This window comes from uncultured Polaribacter sp., from assembly GCF_947497695.1.
In the GTDB taxonomy this organism is placed as follows: Bacteria; Bacteroidota; Bacteroidia; order Flavobacteriales; family Flavobacteriaceae; genus Polaribacter.
On the sequence record NZ_CANMHM010000003.1, the window covers coordinates 193379 to 213913 of the forward strand.

The window sequence follows — 20535 nt, forward strand, 5'->3', positions numbered from 1 at the left end:
AATGAAAGGAATTGTTTTTACAGAATTTTTAGATTTAGTAGAAGAAAAATTTGGATTAGAAGTGGTAGATAAAATTATTTCAGATTCTAATTTAGCATCTGAAGGAGTTTATACCTCGATAGGTACTTATAGTTTTTCTGAAATGTTACAACTATTACAACATTTAAGTACATACACAAAAATTTCTATAGATAATTTACTTTTAGTGTATGGAGAACATTTTTTTAGTGTTATCGAAACAAGTTATCCAGGATTATTGGCAACTTATAAAGACCCAATAGAAATGATTTCTTCTATAGAAAACCATATTCATGTAGAGGTTCGTAAAATTTATCCAGATGCAGAATTACCTACTTTTATTGTTGAAGAAAAAACTGCAGATGCTGTAATTATGCTTTATAAATCTAGTAGAGCCATGCACCATTTTGGGTTGGGCTTAATGAATAAAACTTTCGAGCATTTTAATACGAAAGCAACTATAGCTTTAGAAAAAATTAAAGAAGATGGTACAGAAGTTCGGTTTATTGTGCGTAAAAATTAATGGATACATCAAAAATTGAAATATTAGAGCGTGCTTTAAAACGTGAAAAAGCAGCTAGAAAAGCTGCCGAAAAAATTTTAGAAGATAAATCTAGAGAATTATATACAATATCTCAAGAGTTAAAAGGTCTTTTAGATGAAAAATCATCTACGTTAGAAGGTGTTTTTAAAAACATTAATGATGCATATTTGGTCATAGATTTGTCTGCTAATGTTATAGAAATGAACGATGCTGCTAAAGAATTATTTGGTTATAGTATTGATGATGATGATTTTAATATTAGCAACCTCATTTATAAAGAAGATGCAGAATATGCAGTGAGTGCTTTTGTACAACTTCAAGAAAAAGGTTTTTTTAACAATTATACTACTAGAATTTTTACAAAAAATAAAGAAATAAAGTGGGTACAAGTAAATGGTTCTTTAGTTTACGATATAAATAAAAATCCTATTGCTGCACAAGGTATTGTTAGAGATATTACAGCTCAAAAAGCAAAAGATGAAAAACTTGTAAAATCTGAAAATAGATTATCATCTTTAATAACAAATTTAGATAGTGGAATTTTATTAGAAGATGCTAATAGGAAGATTGTATTGACAAACCCTAATTTCTGTAAATTTTTTAAAATACCAGTTTCTCCAAAATTACTTATTGGTCAAGATAGTACAAACGCAGCAGAAGAAAGTAAGCACCTCTTTAAAGATCCAACTTCTTTTGTAAATAGAATTAATGAAATTTTAAAAAATAAACAACAAGTTTTAGGAGACGAGCTTACTTTAATTGATGGTACTATTTTAGAAAGAGATTTTATACCAATTTTAGAAAACGGTAGGTATACAGGTCATTTATGGTCTTATAAAAACGTGACTTTAAGAAGACAATATAGAAGAAGTTTAGAAAATCAAAAGCAAAAATATAGTAATATTATTGCCAACATGAACCTTGGTTTAATGGAAGTTGATACGAATGATAAAATTTTAATGATAAACCAAAGTTTTTCTGAAATGTCTGGTTATAAAGCAGAAGAACTTTTAGGTAAAATAGGTAGTGAGGTTTTTCTTTTTAAAAATGATGAAGAAATTATAAAAGATGAAAATACTAAAAGGTTAAAAGGTAGCTCTAATTCTTACGAGATAAAAGTAAAAAATAAACAAGGAAAAATTAGAGAATGGTTGGTAAGTGGTGCACCTAATTATGACTTAAAAGGAGCTATTATTGGCTCTATAGGCATACACTTAGATATTACAGAATTTAAAAAATTACAACTACAAAAAGAAAGTATTTTAAAAGAATTAGAAAAAAGAAACAAAGAATTACATGAATATGCACATATTGTTTCTCATGATTTAAAATCGCCTTTAAGAAGCATTGATGCTTTGGTTAATTGGATAAAATTAGATAATGAAGGTAAGTTTGATGATATAACACTTCAAAACTTTGATCTTTTAAACTCTACTTTAGAAACCATGGAAAAACTAATTTCTGATGTTTTAGAATACTCAAGTGCAGGTACTACCAATAAAGAAGATGAAGATGTAGATTTAAACAAAACAGTAAATGATTTAAAAAGCTTTTTGTTTATCCCAGAAAATATAGCTGTTAATGTGCTACAAGAGTTGCCAATTGTAAGAGGCGATAAAACAAAGTTTCAACAATTATTTCAAAATTTTATAAGCAATGCCATTAAATTTTGTGATAAAGAAATAGGGCTTGTAGAAATAGATTTTGAAGATAAAAATACGTTTTATCAGTTTTCTATAAAAGATAATGGTATTGGTATTGAAAAAAAATATCATGATAAAATATTCAAAGTATTTCACTCCTTAAATAAAAGAGAAGATTCAACAGGAATTGGATTATCAATTGTAAAAAAAATAATTGATTTGCACGAGGGAAATATTTGGTTAGAGAGTGAATTAGGAGAAGGAACCACTTTTTATTTTACCATTAAAAAACACTAAATGAAAACTATACAACTTAAAAAGCATAAAAATACTGATTGGGAATATTTATCAGAAAAAATAAATTTAATAGCACCATTAGTGCTGGTTTTTGGAAATCGTTTTTTATTAGAAGAAGATACTATTTTAGATGAAATAAGAAACATCTTTAAAGACGGACATATTGTTTTTGGTTCTGCTTGTGGTGATATTTCTTCAGAATCTATTGATGATGAAACGGTAACAATTACTGCAATAGAATTCGAAAAAAGTACATTTATAATTAAAACAGCAAACGTTTTAAATAACCATTCAAATACTAAAATTGATAGTTTTAAAATAGGAGAAAATTTAATTAATCAGTTACCACAAGAAGGACTAAAACATGTTTTTGTACTCTCTGAAGGAAGTTTTATAAACGGTAGCCAATTAACTAAAGGTATGAATGCTGCCACAAATGATAATTTGTTAATTACTGGTGCTTTGTGTGGAGATGATGCACGATTTGAAAAGACGGTTTCTTCTTATAATGAGCTTCCAAAACCGGGAGAAATGGTTGCCATTGGTTTGTATGGAGAAACTTTAGAAGTTACATTTTCTATTAATGGAGGTTGGACTCCTTTTGGTCCTGAAAGAATAGTTACAAAATCTAAAGGAAACATTTTATATGAGTTAGATAATTTACCTGCATTAGATTTATATAAAAAATATTTAGGTAAAAAATCTGAAGAATTACCTGGAGCAGCACTTTTATATCCATTAAATGTAAAATCTAATGATGGAAACAATACAATTGTTAGAACTATTTTAAATATTGATGAAACAGAAAATTCGATGATTTTGGCTGGAGATATTTTTGAAAATTCTAAAGTACAATTAATGATGACCAATGTAGATAATATTGTAAATGCAGCAGAAAAAGCAGCAATTAATGCATCAGAATTTAGAAAAAAGAAACCCCAATTAGCCATTTTAGTAAGTTGTATTGGTAGAAAGTTGGTTTTAGACCAAAGAGTAGAAGAAGAGGTAGAAGAAGTTATGGAAGTAATAGGAAATAAGACTACAATTACCGGTTTATATTCTTATGGAGAAATTGCTCCTTTTATTGGCGAAAGTAGTTGTCAATTGCACAACCAAACAATGACCATTACATTAATTAGCGAATAATGAACTCTCTTTTAAAAAGACAAATAAGAAAGTTTTTACCCAAAGAACTGCAATCTAATGAAGAATTAAAAGAATTCTTAGAAGCAATTGATGGTTCTTATACCGTTTCTGACGAGCAATTTGCAATGCTACAAAGAGCAACTACTATTAGTTCTGAAGAACTTTTTGAAGCCAATAAAAAATTACAAAAAGAAACAACAGCTCAAAAAAAAATAATTCATAAATTAGAAGGTGTTATTGATAAATTACAATTTTATGATTTAAAAAATGACAGACCTAAGGAAAGTAAAGATTCTTTAAAATTGGTTGATTTTATTGATAACCAAACAAATGAAATTATAAAAATAAATCAGCAAAAAGATATATTGTTAAAAAGTTTAGAGCAACAGAATAGAGAATTGAATGATTATGCACAAATGGTTTCTCATGATTTAAAATCGCCCTTACAAAGTATTGATGCACTAACATCTTGGGTTTTGCAAGACTATTCAAGTATTTTAGACAGTGCAGGAAAAGAAAATCTACAGTTAATTAGAGAAAATGTAGAAAAAATGGATACTTTGGTAAAAGGTATTTTACAATATTCTACCATTGGTAAATTTGAAAAAGAAGTATACAATGTAAATATCGATTCTTTGGTGTCAGAAATTTTAATTCATAGACAAAAATCAAATACCATTACTGTTAACATTCCTAATAAATTACCCACAATAAAAGGAAATCGTTTTAGATTAGAACAATTGTTTACACATTTAATAGACAATGCAATAAAATTTAACAAAAAAGAAGTTATTACTATCGAAATTGGTTTTAAAGAAGATCATGATTTTTGGAATTTCTTCATAAAAGACAATGGAAATGGGATTGCTGAAAAATATTTTGATAAAATATTTGTAGCTTTTCAAAAAATAGAAGACGATTTTAAGTCTAGTGGTATAGGTTTATCAATAGTAAAAAAAATAATTGAAGTCTGTAAAGGAAAAATTTACGTAGAATCTATACCAGATGTTGGTTCTACTTTTTATTTTAGCATAAAAAAATAATATGGAACAGCCCAACTTAGAATATATAAATCAATTAGCTAGAGGAAACGAATCTATTAAAAATGAGCTGATAGATGTTATTAAAACAGAGTTTCCAGAAGAAAAACAAGAATATTTAGAAAGCTTTCAAAAACAAGAATATAAAAAAATAGAAGAAAATGTTCATAGACTTAAGCATAAAATTAGTATTTTGGGACTTGAAAAAAGTTATGAAATTGCTAATAAGTATGAGCATAATCTAAGAGAATCTTCTATAGAAGGTGCTAAAGAATTTGATGATATACTACAAGTAATTTCTGCATATATAGAAACTATTTAAGTATTATGAACTGTATTATTATTGATGATGAAAAAATGGCAAGAGTTATTTTAAAAACTCTTTGTGATGAAGTGAACTCTTTAAATGTTGTTGATCAGTTTTCTAATGCCATGCAAGCCATTAAATTTTTAAACTCTAATGAGGTAGATCTTATTTTCTTAGACATTCATATGCCAGATTTTAATGGTTTAGATTTTATACAAACCCTTAAAAATCCGCCTAAAATTATTTTAACAACATCAGATCCAAAATTTGCAATAGAAGCTTTTGAATACGATTTTATTGTAGATTATCTTTTAAAACCATTAGAGTTAAACAGGTTTAAAAAAGCTATTGTAAAAGCAGAAAAAAAGGAAATTTCATCATCAGAAATAGTTAAAGAAGCTCCAAAAACAAAAGATATTGATAACGATTTTTATGTAAATATAGACAGACGTTTAATTAAAATAGATTTACCAAGTATCTATTTAATTGAAGCTAAAGGAGACTATATTAAAATAAAAACAGACGATAAAGAGTATACAGTACATTCTACATTAAAGAAAATAGAAGACAAATTACCAGCATCTTTATTTCTTAAAATTCATAGATCTTATATCATCAATATTAAAAAAATTATTGATATAGAAGACAATAGTGTTCTTATAAAAAAGGATGTAATACCTGTTAGCAGATCTAAAAGACCCGAGTTAATGAAAAGATTAGATTTGCTCTAAATCTATTCATCTAAACATCTCTTACATTTGGTCTTTAGTTAAAATGTAAAGAACTAAAATTAAATTTTAAGGTTTCTTAAACCTCTAATTTTGTGGTATATATATTATGCCATGAAAAAAATATTTCTTGTTTTATTCACAACAGCCATCACATCCTTACAATTAAATTCTTATAATTTTCCTATAGAATTTGCTAGTGATGATACAGTGAAATTTAGAAAACCAAATTGTGATGTAATTTCCTTGGATAACCTAAAAACGGCTAATAAATCTTTATCAAACTATTACCCAAATCACATTATGTTTGGTTATGATACAGATAACTTTGCTTATCATAGTAATTTAAAAAGTAACGACTCTTTAGCAGATTTAAAAAAGAAAGTAAGTTATAGTAGAAAAAAAATAGGCAATCAAAATTTTAATATTCCTGGATTAAAAAAAAATATCACATCTAAATCTTTAATAGACTTTCTTCCAGAAACAGGGATGTATAAAACAGTAATTGCCAAAGTATCTAGCCCCAAAAATTTGTTTGAAATTCCCTCTATATCAGAAGTTTTTTCTATCGATTATTATACTGAAAATAAAATAGTATCGTCTTTATTTGCCTCTAAAACAATAGGTAAAATTCACGATCATTCTAAAGTAATTTTAAATCGATTAAATAACTCAAGTTTAGAGGATATTAGTAAAGTGAAAATTAGAGGACATCAAATTATAAGTTCAAAAATTAAAAGAGCTACTGGTATAATAGAATATACCTTAGGTTTTGCTATTAAAATGGATGCAGCAGAAAACAAGTTATTCAGTTTTTGGGACATCGATCAATATCCTGCAGGGAATTATCAAAATTATCAAATTTGGGGCAGTTCATTTTCGCAAGTATTTGCTATTGCAAACTATATTATAGACAAACATACCATAGAAAATGGTTTAAAAAGTACAGTTATTGATAACGTTTTACCAAATGTTTTTGTAAAATCTGGTAGTTACTCAAATGGGGTTGTTTATTTAAATCTTGTAAATAAAATAAACGAAAAATCAGTAGATTTTGTTGGTAATATTGCAGAAACTGAGGTTTCTAAACATAGAAAAGTTACCAATACTTTTGCGCTTTCTGGAGATTATAATGAAGTTTTAACGATAGAAACTGGTGTTTTGTTTGATATTGGTTTTTCTTTAAAAACAGCTTCTACAGAACAAAAAGATGCCTTGTATTTAGCAGATGGTCCTTGGGGTTTAGATTATTTAAAAGAATTTGCAACAGTTTCTAATTTTGATGTAAATACTTCTGAAAGAACCTATAAAGAAGATTTTTATGAAGTTGATAGAAATGTTGCAGCAATAGGTGAAGTAAAAGGAAACATCAATTTATTTAGACATCTTTTACCAGGAGATCAAACTTTAGAGGTTACAGATTACGAGTTTTTAAACTTTAATATCACAAATAATGAAACTGTAGAAATTGTAATTATGCAAGAAGAAGATAGACCTTGGGAAAACAGATTGCGTTATACAATTCTACCAAATACCGATGAAAAAAATTACAGCATTCCATTTTCAGAATTTTTAGACGCTAATGGTAACAAAGCAACTATCACAAATATTAAAACCATTGTTTTTTCTATCATTGGTGATTATACGTATTACAAACCTTTTACCATTAGTTTAAATGAATTGGCTTTTAAATCTAACAATGTTTTAGCAACAGATTCTTTTAGTAAAACAACTTCAAATAAATTAATTAATTATCCAAATCCATTTTCTAACGCTACAACAATTCAATTACCAGAAGCTTCAGAAAATATTACGATTCAGGTTTTTGATTATATGGGTAGAGTAGTTGATTATAAAAAGTTAAAATCAGATTTAAGTGCTAAAAAAATACAATATAAAGCACCAAAATTAAAAAGAGGTTTTTACAAATACAGAGTTAAAGACGATAAAGATAAAATGTACAATGGTACTTTTGCTATCAATTAAGTTTTAGTTATAAATTATATTACAAAAGGCAAAAGTGAAAACTTTTGCCTTTATTTTTTGTAAAAAGGTTTGCTTAGTATAAGCCATTTAAAACGGAATCCAAATTCTGTATATGTAAAACCAGTAGAACCTGCAGTTGCAACAGCAGAAGCAATGTTACTTTGCAAGCCATAAAGGTTTATAAGAGCTCTTTCAGAAAATTTGTAGCCAAATTTAGCATCAACTCTGTAAGTACTTTGTCCATCGTCATTTTCTATATATTGTAAACCAGTTGCTGCTGTTATCCCATAAAACCATTCTTTATTTTTTGCAGCAGTTTCATCTTTAATAAGATTTACAAAAACTTCTACAGCATTAAATTTACTTGGACTAAAATAAACAGTTGGCACTTGATTTTTAAAAGAAAGGTTTTGATAATTAATACCAGCCTTCATAGAAGGTTTTTTTAAAATGTTATAATATAAGGAGGTAAATAGAAGGTTTCTAGCATTATCATCACTTTGAAAGGTGTAATAATACTGTGTAAACCAGCCTAAATTAAAATTTGTACTAACACTATAATTTAAAATAAGATTGTTCTGTACAATTTGCTCGTCTAACAAAGCAGCATTAAAATTTTGGATATCTCTTTTGTAACCCAGTTCTAAATTTTGTAATTTAAAAGGTTTCATTTGTAAAAAGATATCTGTTAATAATTGCTTGTAATTATTTGTTTCAGATTCTAAAGATGTAACTCCAAAATTTCCTTTTACAGTTACATTATTTAAAATTTGATAAGAAGCACCCAATGTAAAATTGTTAGTAATCGCTTTTAAATCTGTAACAGGGTTAGATGTTGTTCTGTAATTATAATTCCCTAAAATTTTAAATTTTGTAGAAAAAGGAATTTCAGTTTTAACATCATAAGCAGTTGCCTCATTATCTCCATTATCAAAAGAATACGATACTTTAGATTCTAAAACAGGTGTAAAGCTAGCATCTAATTGTTTTATAAAATTGGCGGCATCTTTTTGATTTTTATAAAAGGTTAAAGTGTTTTCTGCACTTTGATAAGCACTTTTATAAAAACCAGTAGCTTTTAAGGCATTTGCTTTTCCTAAGTTTCCATCAAAGGAAGCACTGTCTTTTTTTAAAATTAAATTATAATCTGCAATACTTTTTTTAAAATCGCTTTTATAAATATTTAATGTTGCTCTTAAAGATAAAATCCAATTTTCTGGGTTTTTATTTTCTGAAATTAATTGATCAATCTCATTTTTTGCTAGTTTGTATTTTTTATTCCAAATTAAGGCTTGTATGTATCTTTCTTTTGTTTGTTTTGTTGATAAAGAATCGGTGTTTTTATTTAAAAGTTGTACAGTTTGCTCACTTATTTTTAAAGCCTCTTTATCATTTGCATCTAAATGATAGGCAAGTGCAATTCCGTTTAAAGAAGTAAATTTGTTTTCTGGTTTTTCCCCTAAAATTTTATAGGTTTCTTTAGCTTTATCTGTTTGATTTGAAATAAGGTATAAATTTGCTAAATTCAATAATGTTTCTTTATCTTTTTTAAAGTCAATAAAATTTTCTTTTAATATTTCTTCAGCTGCTAAATAATTCTGAGTGTTTACTTTATCATTAGCCAAACCCAAACGCATGTATTTTTTAGAAACCAATGCATTGTTGTTACCAGGTAAAACTTCTAATGCTTTGTCTACATAAAGCAACGCTTTTTCAAACTTTTTTAAATTAGATAAGGTGTTTGCAAAACCCAAAAGAGCAGGGAAACTTTGATTGTTTTCTAGAATTAACTTCTGATAATAACTTTCTGCCTCTTCATATTGTTTGTTCCATAAAAGAGATTCTGCGTAATTTAATTTTACTTCAAAATCTGTAGGATAATCTTTTAAAAGATTGGTAAATAAGTTAACCGCTAGTCTAGATTTGCCATTTAAACCTACTGCACGTCCATAACAAAGCCTTGCAGTTTTATTAGTTGGGTACTCTTTTAATACGTTTTTAAAAAAACCTTCTGCTTGTTTATATTTACCAGTTTCTAAATAGGTAAAACCTTCTTGCATTTCTTGAGAATGGGCGTAAAGGCTTGTAAATAGTGCTAGGAGTACAATTATTTTTTTCAATTTCTGTATCTTTTTTATAAGCTGCAAGTTAAGCAATAGCTTTTAATCATTGACTTTAATTTGGTTGTTTTTCTTAGGAATTACTTAGACAACAGTAAGTAATTATTGAACTTTATGAAATGGTATTTCATCGACAGTTCAACTTTTTTTTAAGACTTGTATTAGATATTTGCAGTAATAATAACCAATAAATATATAATAATATGTCTTTACAAATCTCAAATCAAAACGGAATATTTCATTTAAATGGAAAAATAAACACAACTACTTTAAGTTTTTTTGAAACGTATTTTACCCACAACTTATCTCAATTAAAAAAGATTGTTATAAATATTGATGATTTAATAGAAATTGACAGTAGTGGAGTAAAAGCAATTAAAAATTTTATGAAAGCAGCTATTTTAGAGCAAAAACTGTTTTCTATAATTGGTAAAGGTTGCAAAGAAATTTACGATGATTTTAACCAAACTAATGTAGCCTAATAATTTAAAAATTCAGAAAAGATGACAGCAATTTCAATCCCTTTTAAAAAGAAAATTTCTCCAGAGCAAATATTTATGCTAAGTGGTTTGTTAGTAAATGGTGGTAACTACCTATACAATTTAGTTTTAGGTAGATTCTTAGGGCCAGAAAAATTTGCAGATGCTGCCATTTTAATTACACTTTTATTGGTGTTATCTTTTGTAGCGATGACTTTTCAATTAGTGACTGCTAAATTTTCTGTAATTTTTGAAGATTCTATTTTTGAGTCGTTTATTTCTAATACCTATAGAAATGCTTTAGTTACTGGAGTTTTATTAGGACTACTTGTAGTTTTCTTTTCTTCTGATTTACAAATTTTCTTTAAAACAACTTCTGCAACCATGTTTGTAGTTTTCGGAATCGGAATTCCGTTTTATTTTTTAATGAGTGTAAATAGAGGTGTTTTTCAAGGAAAAAAAGAGTTGACTTCTTTATCAATTACCTATCAATTAGAAATGATAAGTCGTTTACTAATTACTTTTATACTCTTATATTTTTTAAATATTGAAACTTCCTTATTAATTGCCATCGGAATTTTAGTTTCTTTTCTATTTGGATTGATTCCCTTTAAATTTAAAAAGTTTTCACTTGTAAATGTGTTTAAATTAGAAAAAACACAAACTAAATTAGTGCGTAATTTCTTTATAATCACTGCCTTTTACGAATTGACACAAATCATCATAAACAACAGCGATATTTTATTGGTAAAACATTTCTTTGCTTCTTATGAAGCTGGTCTATATGCATCTTTAGCATTAATTGGTAGAGTGGTTTATTTTGTTGCTTGGATGTTTGTAATGTTGTTATTACCAGTAGTTGTACAGCTTAAAAAAGAAGGAAAATCTACCTTGCCAATTTTATTAAAATATGTGGGGTATATTGGTGCAATTTCAATTACAATTGTTTTGGGGTGTTATCTTTTTCCGAATCTAATTATTCAAATTCTTTTTGGAGATGGATATGTAGAAATCTCTCCTTTATTATGGAAATATGCTTTAGCAACTGGTGTTTTTGCCATTTCTAACATCTTTGCTTACTATTATTTATCATTAGATAAATATGTGCCTGTAATTTTATCTGGCATTTTTGGAATGCTTCAAATAGTGTTGGTAGTTTTTTATCATACTTCTTTAGAGCAGGTTGTACATGTGCAAATTATAGCAATGCTTATCTTGTTATTTGTGCAACTAACTTACTTCTTTTTATCGAACTTAAAGGAAAGAAAAATCAGCAATATCTAAACCTATTTTCCATTCATCTATACATACTTGCACTTAAACACAAGCAATCAATTTAAGATTCTTTTTAATCCGAAATTTGTACTATAATTAAAAACAAACATTATGAAATTAGCAATTGTAACAGCATATCCACCAAGTAAAGTAACTTTAAATGAATATGCATATCATTTAGTAAAAAGCTTTAGACAAAGTAAAAAAGTAACAGAATTGGTTCTATTAACAGATAAAACACCAGAAGGAAAAGACATTAATTTTACAGAAAATGGATGTAAAATTACAGTAAAAGAATGCTGGAAGTTTAATAGTTATACAAACATTGTAAATGTTACAAAAGCAATTAGTAAAACAAAACCAGATGCTGTATTGTTTAACTTACAATTTATGAAATTTGGCGATAAAAAATTAGCAGCTGCTTTAGGTTTGGCTTTGCCATTAGTTTGTAAAATTAAGCAAATACCAACCATTGTTTTATTACATAATATTTTAGAGCAAACAGATTTAGAAAAGGCAGGTTTTACTTCAAATAAATTTTTGCAAAAAGCATATAATTTTATTGGTACAAGTTTAACAAAACTTATTTTAAAAGCAGATATAGTTGCTGTTACTATGGATAAATATGTTACTACTTTACAAGAAAAGTATAAGGTGAATAATGTAAAAATGATTCCTCATGGAACTTTTGAAATTCCTAAAAAGCCATCACATACTTTATCAAAAGGTCCTTTAAAAGTAATGACTTTTGGTAAGTTTGGAACTTACAAAAAAGTAGAATCTATGATAGAAGCTGTAGAAAAAGTAAGAAAATCTTCTGGTTTAGATTTAGAGATTGTAATTGCAGGTACAGACAACCCAAATGTACTTGGTTATTTAGATAATGTAAAAGAAAAATACAAACACATACCACAAATAACGTTTACAGGTTATGTAGAAGAAAACCAAGTAGAAACGTTGTTTAACGAAAGTGCAGTGGTTGTTTTTCCTTATACTTCTACAACAGGTAGCTCTGGTGTTTTACACCAAGCAGGTAGTTATGGTAAAGCTGTTGTAATGCCTAATTTAGGCGATTTGGCAACTCTAGTTGTAGATGAAGGGTATAGAGGAGAATTTTTTGAACCAGAAAGTACAGAAAGTTTAGCCAATGCTATTGAAGCAATTGTAACAAATGATGGGTATAGAATTCAATTAGAAGAAGCAAACTATAAAGCAGCAACTGCTTTTCCAATGGAAAGAATTACCAATATGTATTTAGAAGAATTTGAAACTATATCTTCTAAAAAACAAGCTACTTTTTCTAAACCTTCTATTATTTAGAAATAAACTCAAAAGAGGGTTTTTTAATACCATCACTATTTATAAAACCATATTTTTTCTGAGGATTTGTTCGCCAAGGAAGTTTCCCTAAAACTTCTTTGGGTACATCATCAAAATCATACAAAGTCCATGACATAAAAGGAATCGAATTCTTTGTCAGGACTTTTTGTATTTTTTTATAATAGTTGGCTTGTTCTTCTTCAGAACTGGCAAAAGGTCTCCAAAAACCACCATAAGATGAGAGTCCAAACTCTTGTAAAATAATTGGTTTGTCTTTTATGTTTTCTTTTAATGTTGCGTATTCGCTTTCAAAATTATTTACATCTTCGTAATAATGAAAAGAAACAATATCTACTTTATCTTTTAAAATAGTCGCACTTTTTGTGTTAGACCATCCAATAGTTACAGGGTGTTTTTTATCGATAGATTTAATTAAATAAATCATAAAATCTAACCAAGCAGTTACGTTTTCTTTTCCTCTAGAATTAAAATCTAAATTGGGTTCGTTTTTTACATCCCAAGCTAAAATAGCGTTGTGATTTTTAAATTTGTCCACCACAATTTCTGCATGTCTGTGATTTAATGTCCAATCTAAAACATCATAATTGCCATAAAAATCGAATAAAGTAACTACTACTTTTAAACCTTCTTTTTCTGCACTATCTAAAACTTGTTCAAGTTTTTCTAGTTTATCAATCTTTACATTGGCTTTTCCAAAATCTTCATAAGGCACAAAAATTCTAATGGAATTTAAGCCCGCATTTTTAATTATTTTAAAATCGTTTTCTATAATATTTATATCAAAAGCTTCTCCATACATATTCCAAGGAGTTGCTTGTGGATAATAATTAATCCCTTTTATACCAGCATAAGCAATAGTTGCTTTTTTAAATTCAGTTTTATAATTTTCTGAAGCTTCTTTTACCATGTGTCTAATTCGCCAAAAACCATCTTCTAACAATAAAACATATCTATAGGTTGCTTTTTCTGTAGTTTCTAAAATTAATTGGTTATCTTTAAAAACTTTTTTATAAGCAACAGCATCAGTGTCTTTTAAAACAATTAATTGCCCATCTTCACTAAAAAACTCAATATCTAAATGATGTGCTAATGTAGTACCTTCTGTAGTTATTTTATTTAATTTATTGTATTTTAAAATACTGTAAATGTTTTCTCTAGCACTTTCTGTAAAATAATCTTCAATACCTGCTTTTGTATTGGTTTTATAGGCGATGTGTTTTACATACCAGGCATCTAAATAGTCATTTTCTACAGCATTTATTTTTTGCTGACTTATTTTTCGGCCTTCATTACCATCTAAGGTCCAAGTTACTTTTGGCAAATATTGATCTACTTTTTTTACTTCTGTATGCAGCATTTTACTTCTGTCTGCACCTGTATTTAAAAAGCTATACACACTGCTAATTAAAAATAGAAGAATGCTAATAATTAAAACATAGGTTAACATTAAAAAACCTCTAAGAATTCTTTTATTAGTTTTTACCATACTTTAAAACTTTTAAATTCTTTTTGTATTTCTGCAGTTTCAATCACAATTTTATAGGTATTATTTTCAAAAATATTTGGGTTTAAATAAAAATTAGCAAACCCATTGTTAGATTCCTTAAAGAGTTCTGTAACTAAAATATTATTTTTATAAATAGAAAGTTTTACTGATAATCCATCAGGAATTATCTGATTCATAAAACTTTTTAATGGCCCAATTGTAATGTTTCTATTCTTATTGCTAAAAGAAACATTATAATCTTCTATGACTTTTTTGTAGCTAATTTTTAGCACATCACTTTCTGCAATACCTACAAAATAAGCTTTTACTTGCCAATTGTCTTCAAAATCTGGATGTACAATTTTAGCATGTGCAACTCCATTTATGGTTGTACCTGCTGTTTTTAAAATATTTCCTTTTTTATTGGTGATAAAAAACTCAATATAACTTCCATCACTAACAATATTATTGTTTTTGTCTTTTATGGTTGATGTAAAAAAGGTAGTTATTTGGTTTCCATCTGCATAGTCATGATTTCTGCTTACAAACAGTTTAAAGTAGGTGGCAATGGCTGGCATTACATTTACATCAAATTCTTTGGAGTTTATGCCATAAGATTCCGAAGAAATAAGCATTCTACCACTTTTTTTAGGAGCATATATATTTTTATGACCAATTAATTTATCGGTTTTAATAGGTGTTCTTTTTTCTGATGATAAAAATTGATATTTAACATCAACTTTACTATGATCTGTGATAGGATTGTCTAAACTATCTGTAGGTATTACCACTAACATTGTGTAATCTAATTCACCAGCATCAATACTTGGTGGTCCTAAATAGGTTTCTAAAGTTTTGGGTTGTTGAAGTGGAAGCATAGAAATGTTACCAGAAATTGTTTCTTTCTTATTGATAATTTTCCAGGTTAAAATGCCTCTTTTTTTAGATAAAAATTTAGGGATTGTAAAAGTAGCCTTATTATTGATAACGTCTGCTTTTAAAACAGTAGCTCCATAACTATTTGCACAGTATAATTGAAGAGTTGTTGCCTTTTGTACTGCAAATTCTAGTTTAACTGTATCACAAACTCTAAAGTTATTTTTTGGTGAGACTAAAGCAATTGTGGCCTTATTAATTGTTTCTTGACCAAAAAAAGAAACACTTATAAATTGAAAAAATACTAGAAAAAAAAGCTGTTTTAATTTCATTATTTCGGATTTCCTATATACATATTCAACTCTATTTTTACATACTTAAAAAGTGGATGGTTTACTTTTTGTAACTCATTAATTGTATGGTTTTGTATTCTGTTGGGTATTATTTTAAAGGCAATATCTTTATTTGGCAATCCGTTTACAAAGCAAAAACGCATATCATCACTAATTGTTTTTATAGATGGATTTTCAGGAATTGAATATTCAAATCTTAGCTTTCTTTCTTGTCTAATGCCTTCTTTTAAGAATAAATTATCTACCCAAATCATTTTTTTATCATCATTATAAAAAGTAATAATTAATTGTGGCACTGTTATTTCTTGAATTCCACTATTAAATAAAGTTCCATTAATTTTGTTTGGTGTAATATTTATTTCACTTAAAACAATGTCTTTAAATAAATCTGAATTTGAGGTATTTCCTGCAGCTTGTAAATTAAATTTAGTAGGTTGTTCTGCTAATTCTACAGGCGTAAATTCATCAGGATTAAAAGTTTTAGGAATAGAATCTTTGGTTTTAGACCAGGCAATTCCTTCAAAATTAATTCTAAAGGCACTAATTTCTTTTGGCATTAATTTATGCTTTAAAATATGTTTTGCATTGTAGGTTGCCAATTCCTTATTATCATCATTATAAAGTGTCCCTTTTAAGACTACGTCTGATGGAACATTGTCTATATTTTGAACAGTACCAACAATAGCATAATGTTTATTGAATTTTATCAACTTTGCAGACACAATTTCTAAAACGGGTTGTTTTAAAACATCTTCATGATGTGTTTGTTCTGTAGTAATTCTTCTTCTACCTTGGTTAAAATACCCTGTGCTATTTTTAGAGTATAATTGATCTGGTGGTAAATCTATGGATTTTCTTGTGGGCTTTAAATACCATTTTCCTGCTCTTTTAACAGTTGTTTTGTAAGCTGTTTTAGATAGTTTTTCTAAAGGAGTAATCCATTTTGTTTCTACTTTTAAAGTAGTTAAACTATCTGTTTGTTTTAAAACTTCAGTGTAAATAGCGTCTAATTTTGCATACGAACTTAACAAACCATCGGTAACAGATATTTCTAATAAATATTGATCTCTTGTTAATATATCTTCAGGATCTATGTAGGTAAAACTCTTATTCAATTCTTTAAAGTCTAATGCATCATAATAGGCCTTTACCACATTTTCTGGAGACCTTTGTGTATCATTTTTAATGTAAAACATATAACAAGCATAAGCAATAACCACCAGTAAAATTACAGCCCAAATATGAAATGCTTTTAATACTTTTTTAGGAAATTTCTGATAAGCAACCTTAAATTTAAAATAAGCAGGTGCAGCTTTTACTTTTGTTTTTAAACTATGCACAAACAAAGATTGAATGTTCAGTATAAAAGCAATTAACACAGTTAAAAAAGGAATAATTCCCCAAATTATTTTTACCCAAGCAGAAACATCTTCCTTTGGTAAAATGGATGAAATAGGAGGGACGTTTAATTTTTCCCAAACCATAATTCCGTTTTCTAATTGAGACAAACGTTGCCATCCACAGAAAAACAGCACAGGATCGTAAAATTTATCATTAGAAAAAATATACTTTAAATTGTATTTTTCTGGCGTGGTTAAAAACTGCTGTAAAGAGCCAATACCTGCAACACCTTTAAATTTTGAATTTTCTAAACGTTCAATTGGTCTTGTGGTTAATTCTGGTAAACGTCTTGCAGAATGGTAATTTCCATCTACACTCATAGCATTGGTTTGTGCTGCTAACCAAGCCATTTGATCGCCAAAACCAAGTGTTAAATAACGCCATTGATCGTGAGAATCTTGACTTAAAAAATTCACAATGGGTAACATTTTAATTTTTTGAGGTTGAGAAGGTCTAAAATACCCTAAACTCATGGTAAAAATTACCATACCAACATATAATGCCGCTAAAAATCCTCCCAATAATCTGTGATAGACAGCTCCAAAACGTTCTTGAATTAACGTTTTTAAATCTCCTTCTACAAATCTGTAGATAAATTCGCCAAAAATGGGAATAGACATAATAGAACCCCAAAGTGTAAACCTATCTAAGGTTAAAATATTAAAAGCAGTTTCGCCCAATATCATTTTAGGAATTGGAGTAGTGCCACCAGTTCCTAAAATTACCAACATGGTAAAAGACAAGCCAAAAAATAAATATCTTTTGCTAAAATATCTGTAAAAAATATAGGGCATTATAAATAATAAAATTCCCCAAGGAATGGTAAAAAACACCAATCCAGAAGAAGTTACGTCTATAAAACTATCTCTAGAGCCATGAGGAATTGGCACTTGTGTAATTGGGTTTAATTTAGAATTCATCCAATAAGGAAAAATACAAAAGATGATTAAAAACAAAGACGAAAACCCAAAACCTAAATTTCGTTTTAATTGTTTTACAAATGTTTTTATAAATAAAGAAAACGTAACCTCTTTATAAGAAGCAACTTCTTCTTTTGCAACATCCATAATAACAGTACCAATTAATGGGAATATAAAAAATAACATTCCGAAAATTGGAGTTACATGATGAGAAGTAACTGTTACAGCAATTAAAGAAAGAGATGTAAAAAAGAATTTAAACTTCCCTGTTTTTAACCATAAATAAATTTCTGGCAAAGCATGCATTAATACAGAAACCCCAATAATACTGGGTAATTGCCCAAAAATATGCAAGGTTTCTACAAAAGAAGATGAAAAAACAGCCAAAATAGCTGCATAGCCAGCAACTGTTCTGTTGGCAGTAATTAGTAAAGAATATCTGTAAGCTCCTGTTATAAAAAGTACAATAGCAATTAATGCAACTGTAAACAACCCAAATTTTAAACCACCAATTAAAGACAAAGCTGCTATAGATTGATGCACTAAAGGAGGATAACTTTGTACAGTAAAACCTGTGTACCACTTATAATTCCAAGGTTCAAACCAACTATTTGCATAATGATCTGCAAAAAATAAGTGAATTAAAGCATCATAAGTAGTCTCTAAAGTATAAAATATGGTAGACCCATGAAAAACTAAGGCAAGTAGTATTGCTGTTATTAAGTATTTATTAGATTTTTCTTTCATTAACAAGGGACTCACTTAAAGTACTGTAAATATAAATCTTTTAAATTGTAAGCAAAATTTTATTTGACGTAAGTAAACTTCCATTCATCTATACAAAAGTTCGCTTAAAGCGATATCGCACTTTTAGTTTTTAAAACAAAAGTACTTTTGACGTGTAATTAAGCAACAAACTTATAAAAATAAATAGTATGAAAGTATTAGCAATAGATGATCAAAAATTAGTTTTAATCCCATTAGAAAATAGATTAAAAGAATTAGGTTATGAAGTTTTAACTGAAACAAACGCAACAAAAGGAATTGAATTATACGATTCTTTTCAGCCAGATTTGGTAATTGTAGACATTAATATGCCTTTAATATCTGGTTTAGAAGTTGTAAAACATATTAGAAACACTAAAAATGCGAGCACTCCAATTATGGTTTTATCTGGTAATACAGATGATGCTATGATTACTGAAGGTTTTGATTTAGGTATTAATGACTACATGAAAAAACCTTTGAGTTTGGTAGAAGTTTGTGCAAGAGTAAAAAGATTAATAGGAGCACCTGTTGTAACTAATCAAACAAACTCTTCTAAAAACACCATTATACAACAAAGATGTGTTGGTGTGGTAATACCTTGTTATAATGAAGAAGAAAGATTGTTAAGTAACGAGTTTACTAATTTTATTGATGAAAATTCTGGGTACCATTTATGTTTTGTAAACGATGGTAGTAAAGATAAAACTTTAGAGGTTTTAAACGATCTTAGAAAAGGAAGAGAAGATTTTATTACAGTATATGATTGTGAAAAAAACGGAGGGAAAGCAGAAGCAGTAAGACAAGGAATGTTGCACATGGCAAAACATGACGATTTAGATTACATAGGGTTTTTAGATGCAGATTTATCTACAGATTTAACAGATTTTGATGCTTTAGTTTCTACCATAGAAAACTCTGATTATAAAATAGTGAGTGGTTCTAGAATTAGCAGAATGGGTGCAGATATTACTAAAGAATCTGCAAGAAAAATTATTAGTATGACTATTAATTTTATCATTAGAAAGATTTTAAAAATGGATTTTAAAGACACACAATGTGGGGCAAAAATCTTTCATAAAGATGTAATTGAAATTTCATTTGCAGAAAAATTTGTAACTCAGTGGATTTTTGATGTAGAAATTTTTAGAAGAATAACTTTACATTTTGGATTGCAAAAAGCAAAAGAAATGTTGTGTGAACAACCTTTAAAAAGATGGATTCATGCAGATGGTTCTAAATTATCTATGAAAGATTCTATGAAAATTGTTTTTCAATTAGGACAAATAGCATGGTTTTACTCTAAAAAAAAGAAGAAAAATAGTACTGTAACACTAAATAGAAATTACAAAACAAGTGATTTTGTTTTTCAGAACTTGAAAGAGGTTTAATGTGAAGAAAGGAATTATAATAATTTTTGGAAAAAATGAAGGTATTTTATCAAACACTTTAAATTTTAGCACTTTTTTTAATGAAAAAATTAAAATATGCTTGGTAAATAACGGAAATCACGACAACTTTTTTAAAGAGATACAAAGTTTAAAAGAACCATTAAATAATGATGTTGCAATTGTAAACCTAAGAAAAGAAACATCGATAAAATTAGCAGTAAAAGCAGGTGTTCGATTTTTATCAAACAAAGAAGATATTCAACTCATTATTTATGCACAACCCATTAGTATTGCAAACCCAATGCTACTTAAAAAGTTAATAGCAGTTTTTAAACAAGAGTTTATTTCTAAAAAGGAAGAAAGAGTTTTACTAAGATCTGTTTACTCTTTAAATGAAGTTTTAAACGATAAAAAATAAC

At 27.7% G+C, this 20535-nt stretch carries 16 protein-coding genes; 12 read left to right on the forward strand and 4 right to left on the reverse strand.

Annotated elements, in window-relative coordinates; genetic code table 11:
- The first annotated feature begins 1 nt into the window (after position 1).
- The 7 genes from Q0731_RS05200 (at position 2) to Q0731_RS05230 (ending at position 7709) form a co-directional block, all read left to right on the forward strand.
- On the forward strand, positions 2–541 hold the full coding sequence (locus tag Q0731_RS05200; protein ID WP_299060850.1) for a heme NO-binding domain-containing protein: 540 nt from the start codon (positions 2–4) through the stop codon (positions 539–541).
- On the forward strand, positions 541–2502 hold the full coding sequence (locus Q0731_RS05205; RefSeq protein WP_299060853.1) for a PAS domain-containing sensor histidine kinase: 1962 nt from the start codon (positions 541–543) through the stop codon (positions 2500–2502). Before Q0731_RS05200 ends, Q0731_RS05205 begins: the two co-directional genes overlap by 1 nt.
- The gene (locus Q0731_RS05210) at positions 2503–3648 is read left to right on the forward strand and encodes an FIST N-terminal domain-containing protein (protein ID WP_299060856.1); all 1146 of its coding nucleotides are present in this window, start codon (positions 2503–2505) and stop codon (positions 3646–3648) included.
- A complete protein-coding gene (locus tag Q0731_RS05215; protein WP_299060858.1) occupies positions 3648–4691 on the forward strand; it encodes an ATP-binding protein in 1044 nt (347 codons plus the stop codon). The genes Q0731_RS05210 and Q0731_RS05215 overlap by 1 nt, the downstream gene beginning before the upstream one ends.
- A gap of 1 nt (position 4692) precedes the next feature.
- Complete coding sequence (locus tag Q0731_RS05220) at positions 4693–5010, forward strand: Hpt domain-containing protein (protein WP_299060860.1); 318 nt, start codon at positions 4693–4695, stop codon at positions 5008–5010.
- Between the two features lie 5 nt (positions 5011–5015).
- On the forward strand, positions 5016–5726 hold the full coding sequence (locus Q0731_RS05225) for a LytTR family DNA-binding domain-containing protein (RefSeq protein ID WP_299060863.1): 711 nt from the start codon (positions 5016–5018) through the stop codon (positions 5724–5726).
- Between the two features lie 111 nt (positions 5727–5837).
- Complete coding sequence (locus Q0731_RS05230; protein WP_299060865.1) at positions 5838–7709, forward strand: T9SS type A sorting domain-containing protein; 1872 nt, start codon at positions 5838–5840, stop codon at positions 7707–7709.
- 50 nt (positions 7710–7759) lie between these two features.
- On the opposite strand, the gene Q0731_RS05235 is transcribed toward Q0731_RS05230, so the two are convergent.
- Complete coding sequence (locus Q0731_RS05235) at positions 7760–9769, reverse strand: tetratricopeptide repeat protein (protein ID WP_299061329.1); 2010 nt, start codon at positions 9767–9769, stop codon at positions 7760–7762.
- Positions 9770–10032: 263 nt separating this feature from the next.
- On the opposite strand from Q0731_RS05235, the gene Q0731_RS05240 reads away from it, so the two are divergent.
- From Q0731_RS05240 to Q0731_RS05250, 3 genes are all read left to right on the forward strand, one after another.
- The gene (locus Q0731_RS05240; protein WP_299060867.1) at positions 10033–10311 is read left to right on the forward strand and encodes an STAS domain-containing protein; all 279 of its coding nucleotides are present in this window, start codon (positions 10033–10035) and stop codon (positions 10309–10311) included.
- Positions 10312–10332: 21 nt separating this feature from the next.
- Positions 10333–11592 carry a sugar isomerase gene (locus tag Q0731_RS05245; RefSeq protein ID WP_299060869.1) on the forward strand — a complete coding sequence of 420 codons (1260 nt, stop codon included), beginning with the start codon at positions 10333–10335 and terminating at the stop codon, positions 11590–11592.
- A 102-nt stretch (positions 11593–11694) separates the two neighbouring features.
- A complete protein-coding gene (locus tag Q0731_RS05250; RefSeq protein WP_299060872.1) occupies positions 11695–12903 on the forward strand; it encodes a glycosyltransferase in 1209 nt (402 codons plus the stop codon).
- On the opposite strand, the gene Q0731_RS05255 is transcribed toward Q0731_RS05250, so the two are convergent.
- From Q0731_RS05255 to Q0731_RS05265, 3 genes are read right to left on the reverse strand one after another with little or no spacing between them, the layout of a single operon-like run.
- Positions 12896–14410, reverse strand: coding sequence for a glycoside hydrolase family 2 TIM barrel-domain containing protein (locus Q0731_RS05255; protein WP_299060874.1), 1515 nt, complete (start codon positions 14408–14410; stop codon positions 12896–12898). The two genes, Q0731_RS05250 and Q0731_RS05255, sit on opposite strands and share 8 nt — an antisense overlap.
- Entirely contained in the window at positions 14404–15618 is a 1215-nt protein-coding gene (locus Q0731_RS05260; RefSeq protein ID WP_299060876.1) for a hypothetical protein, read from the reverse strand. Before Q0731_RS05260 ends, Q0731_RS05255 begins: the two co-directional genes overlap by 7 nt.
- Complete coding sequence (locus Q0731_RS05265; protein WP_299060878.1) at positions 15618–18707, reverse strand: hypothetical protein; 3090 nt, start codon at positions 18705–18707, stop codon at positions 15618–15620. The genes Q0731_RS05260 and Q0731_RS05265 overlap by 1 nt, the downstream gene beginning before the upstream one ends.
- A 188-nt stretch (positions 18708–18895) precedes the next feature.
- Between Q0731_RS05265 and Q0731_RS05270 the strand changes: the two genes are divergently transcribed.
- Positions 18896–20116 carry a response regulator gene (locus Q0731_RS05270; protein WP_299060880.1) on the forward strand — a complete coding sequence of 407 codons (1221 nt, stop codon included), beginning with the start codon at positions 18896–18898 and terminating at the stop codon, positions 20114–20116.
- A 1-nt stretch (position 20117) separates the two neighbouring features.
- Positions 20118–20534, forward strand: a complete 417-nt coding sequence (locus Q0731_RS05275) for a hypothetical protein (protein WP_299060882.1) — start codon at positions 20118–20120, stop codon at positions 20532–20534.
- The last annotated feature ends 1 nt before the right edge of the window (position 20535 follow it).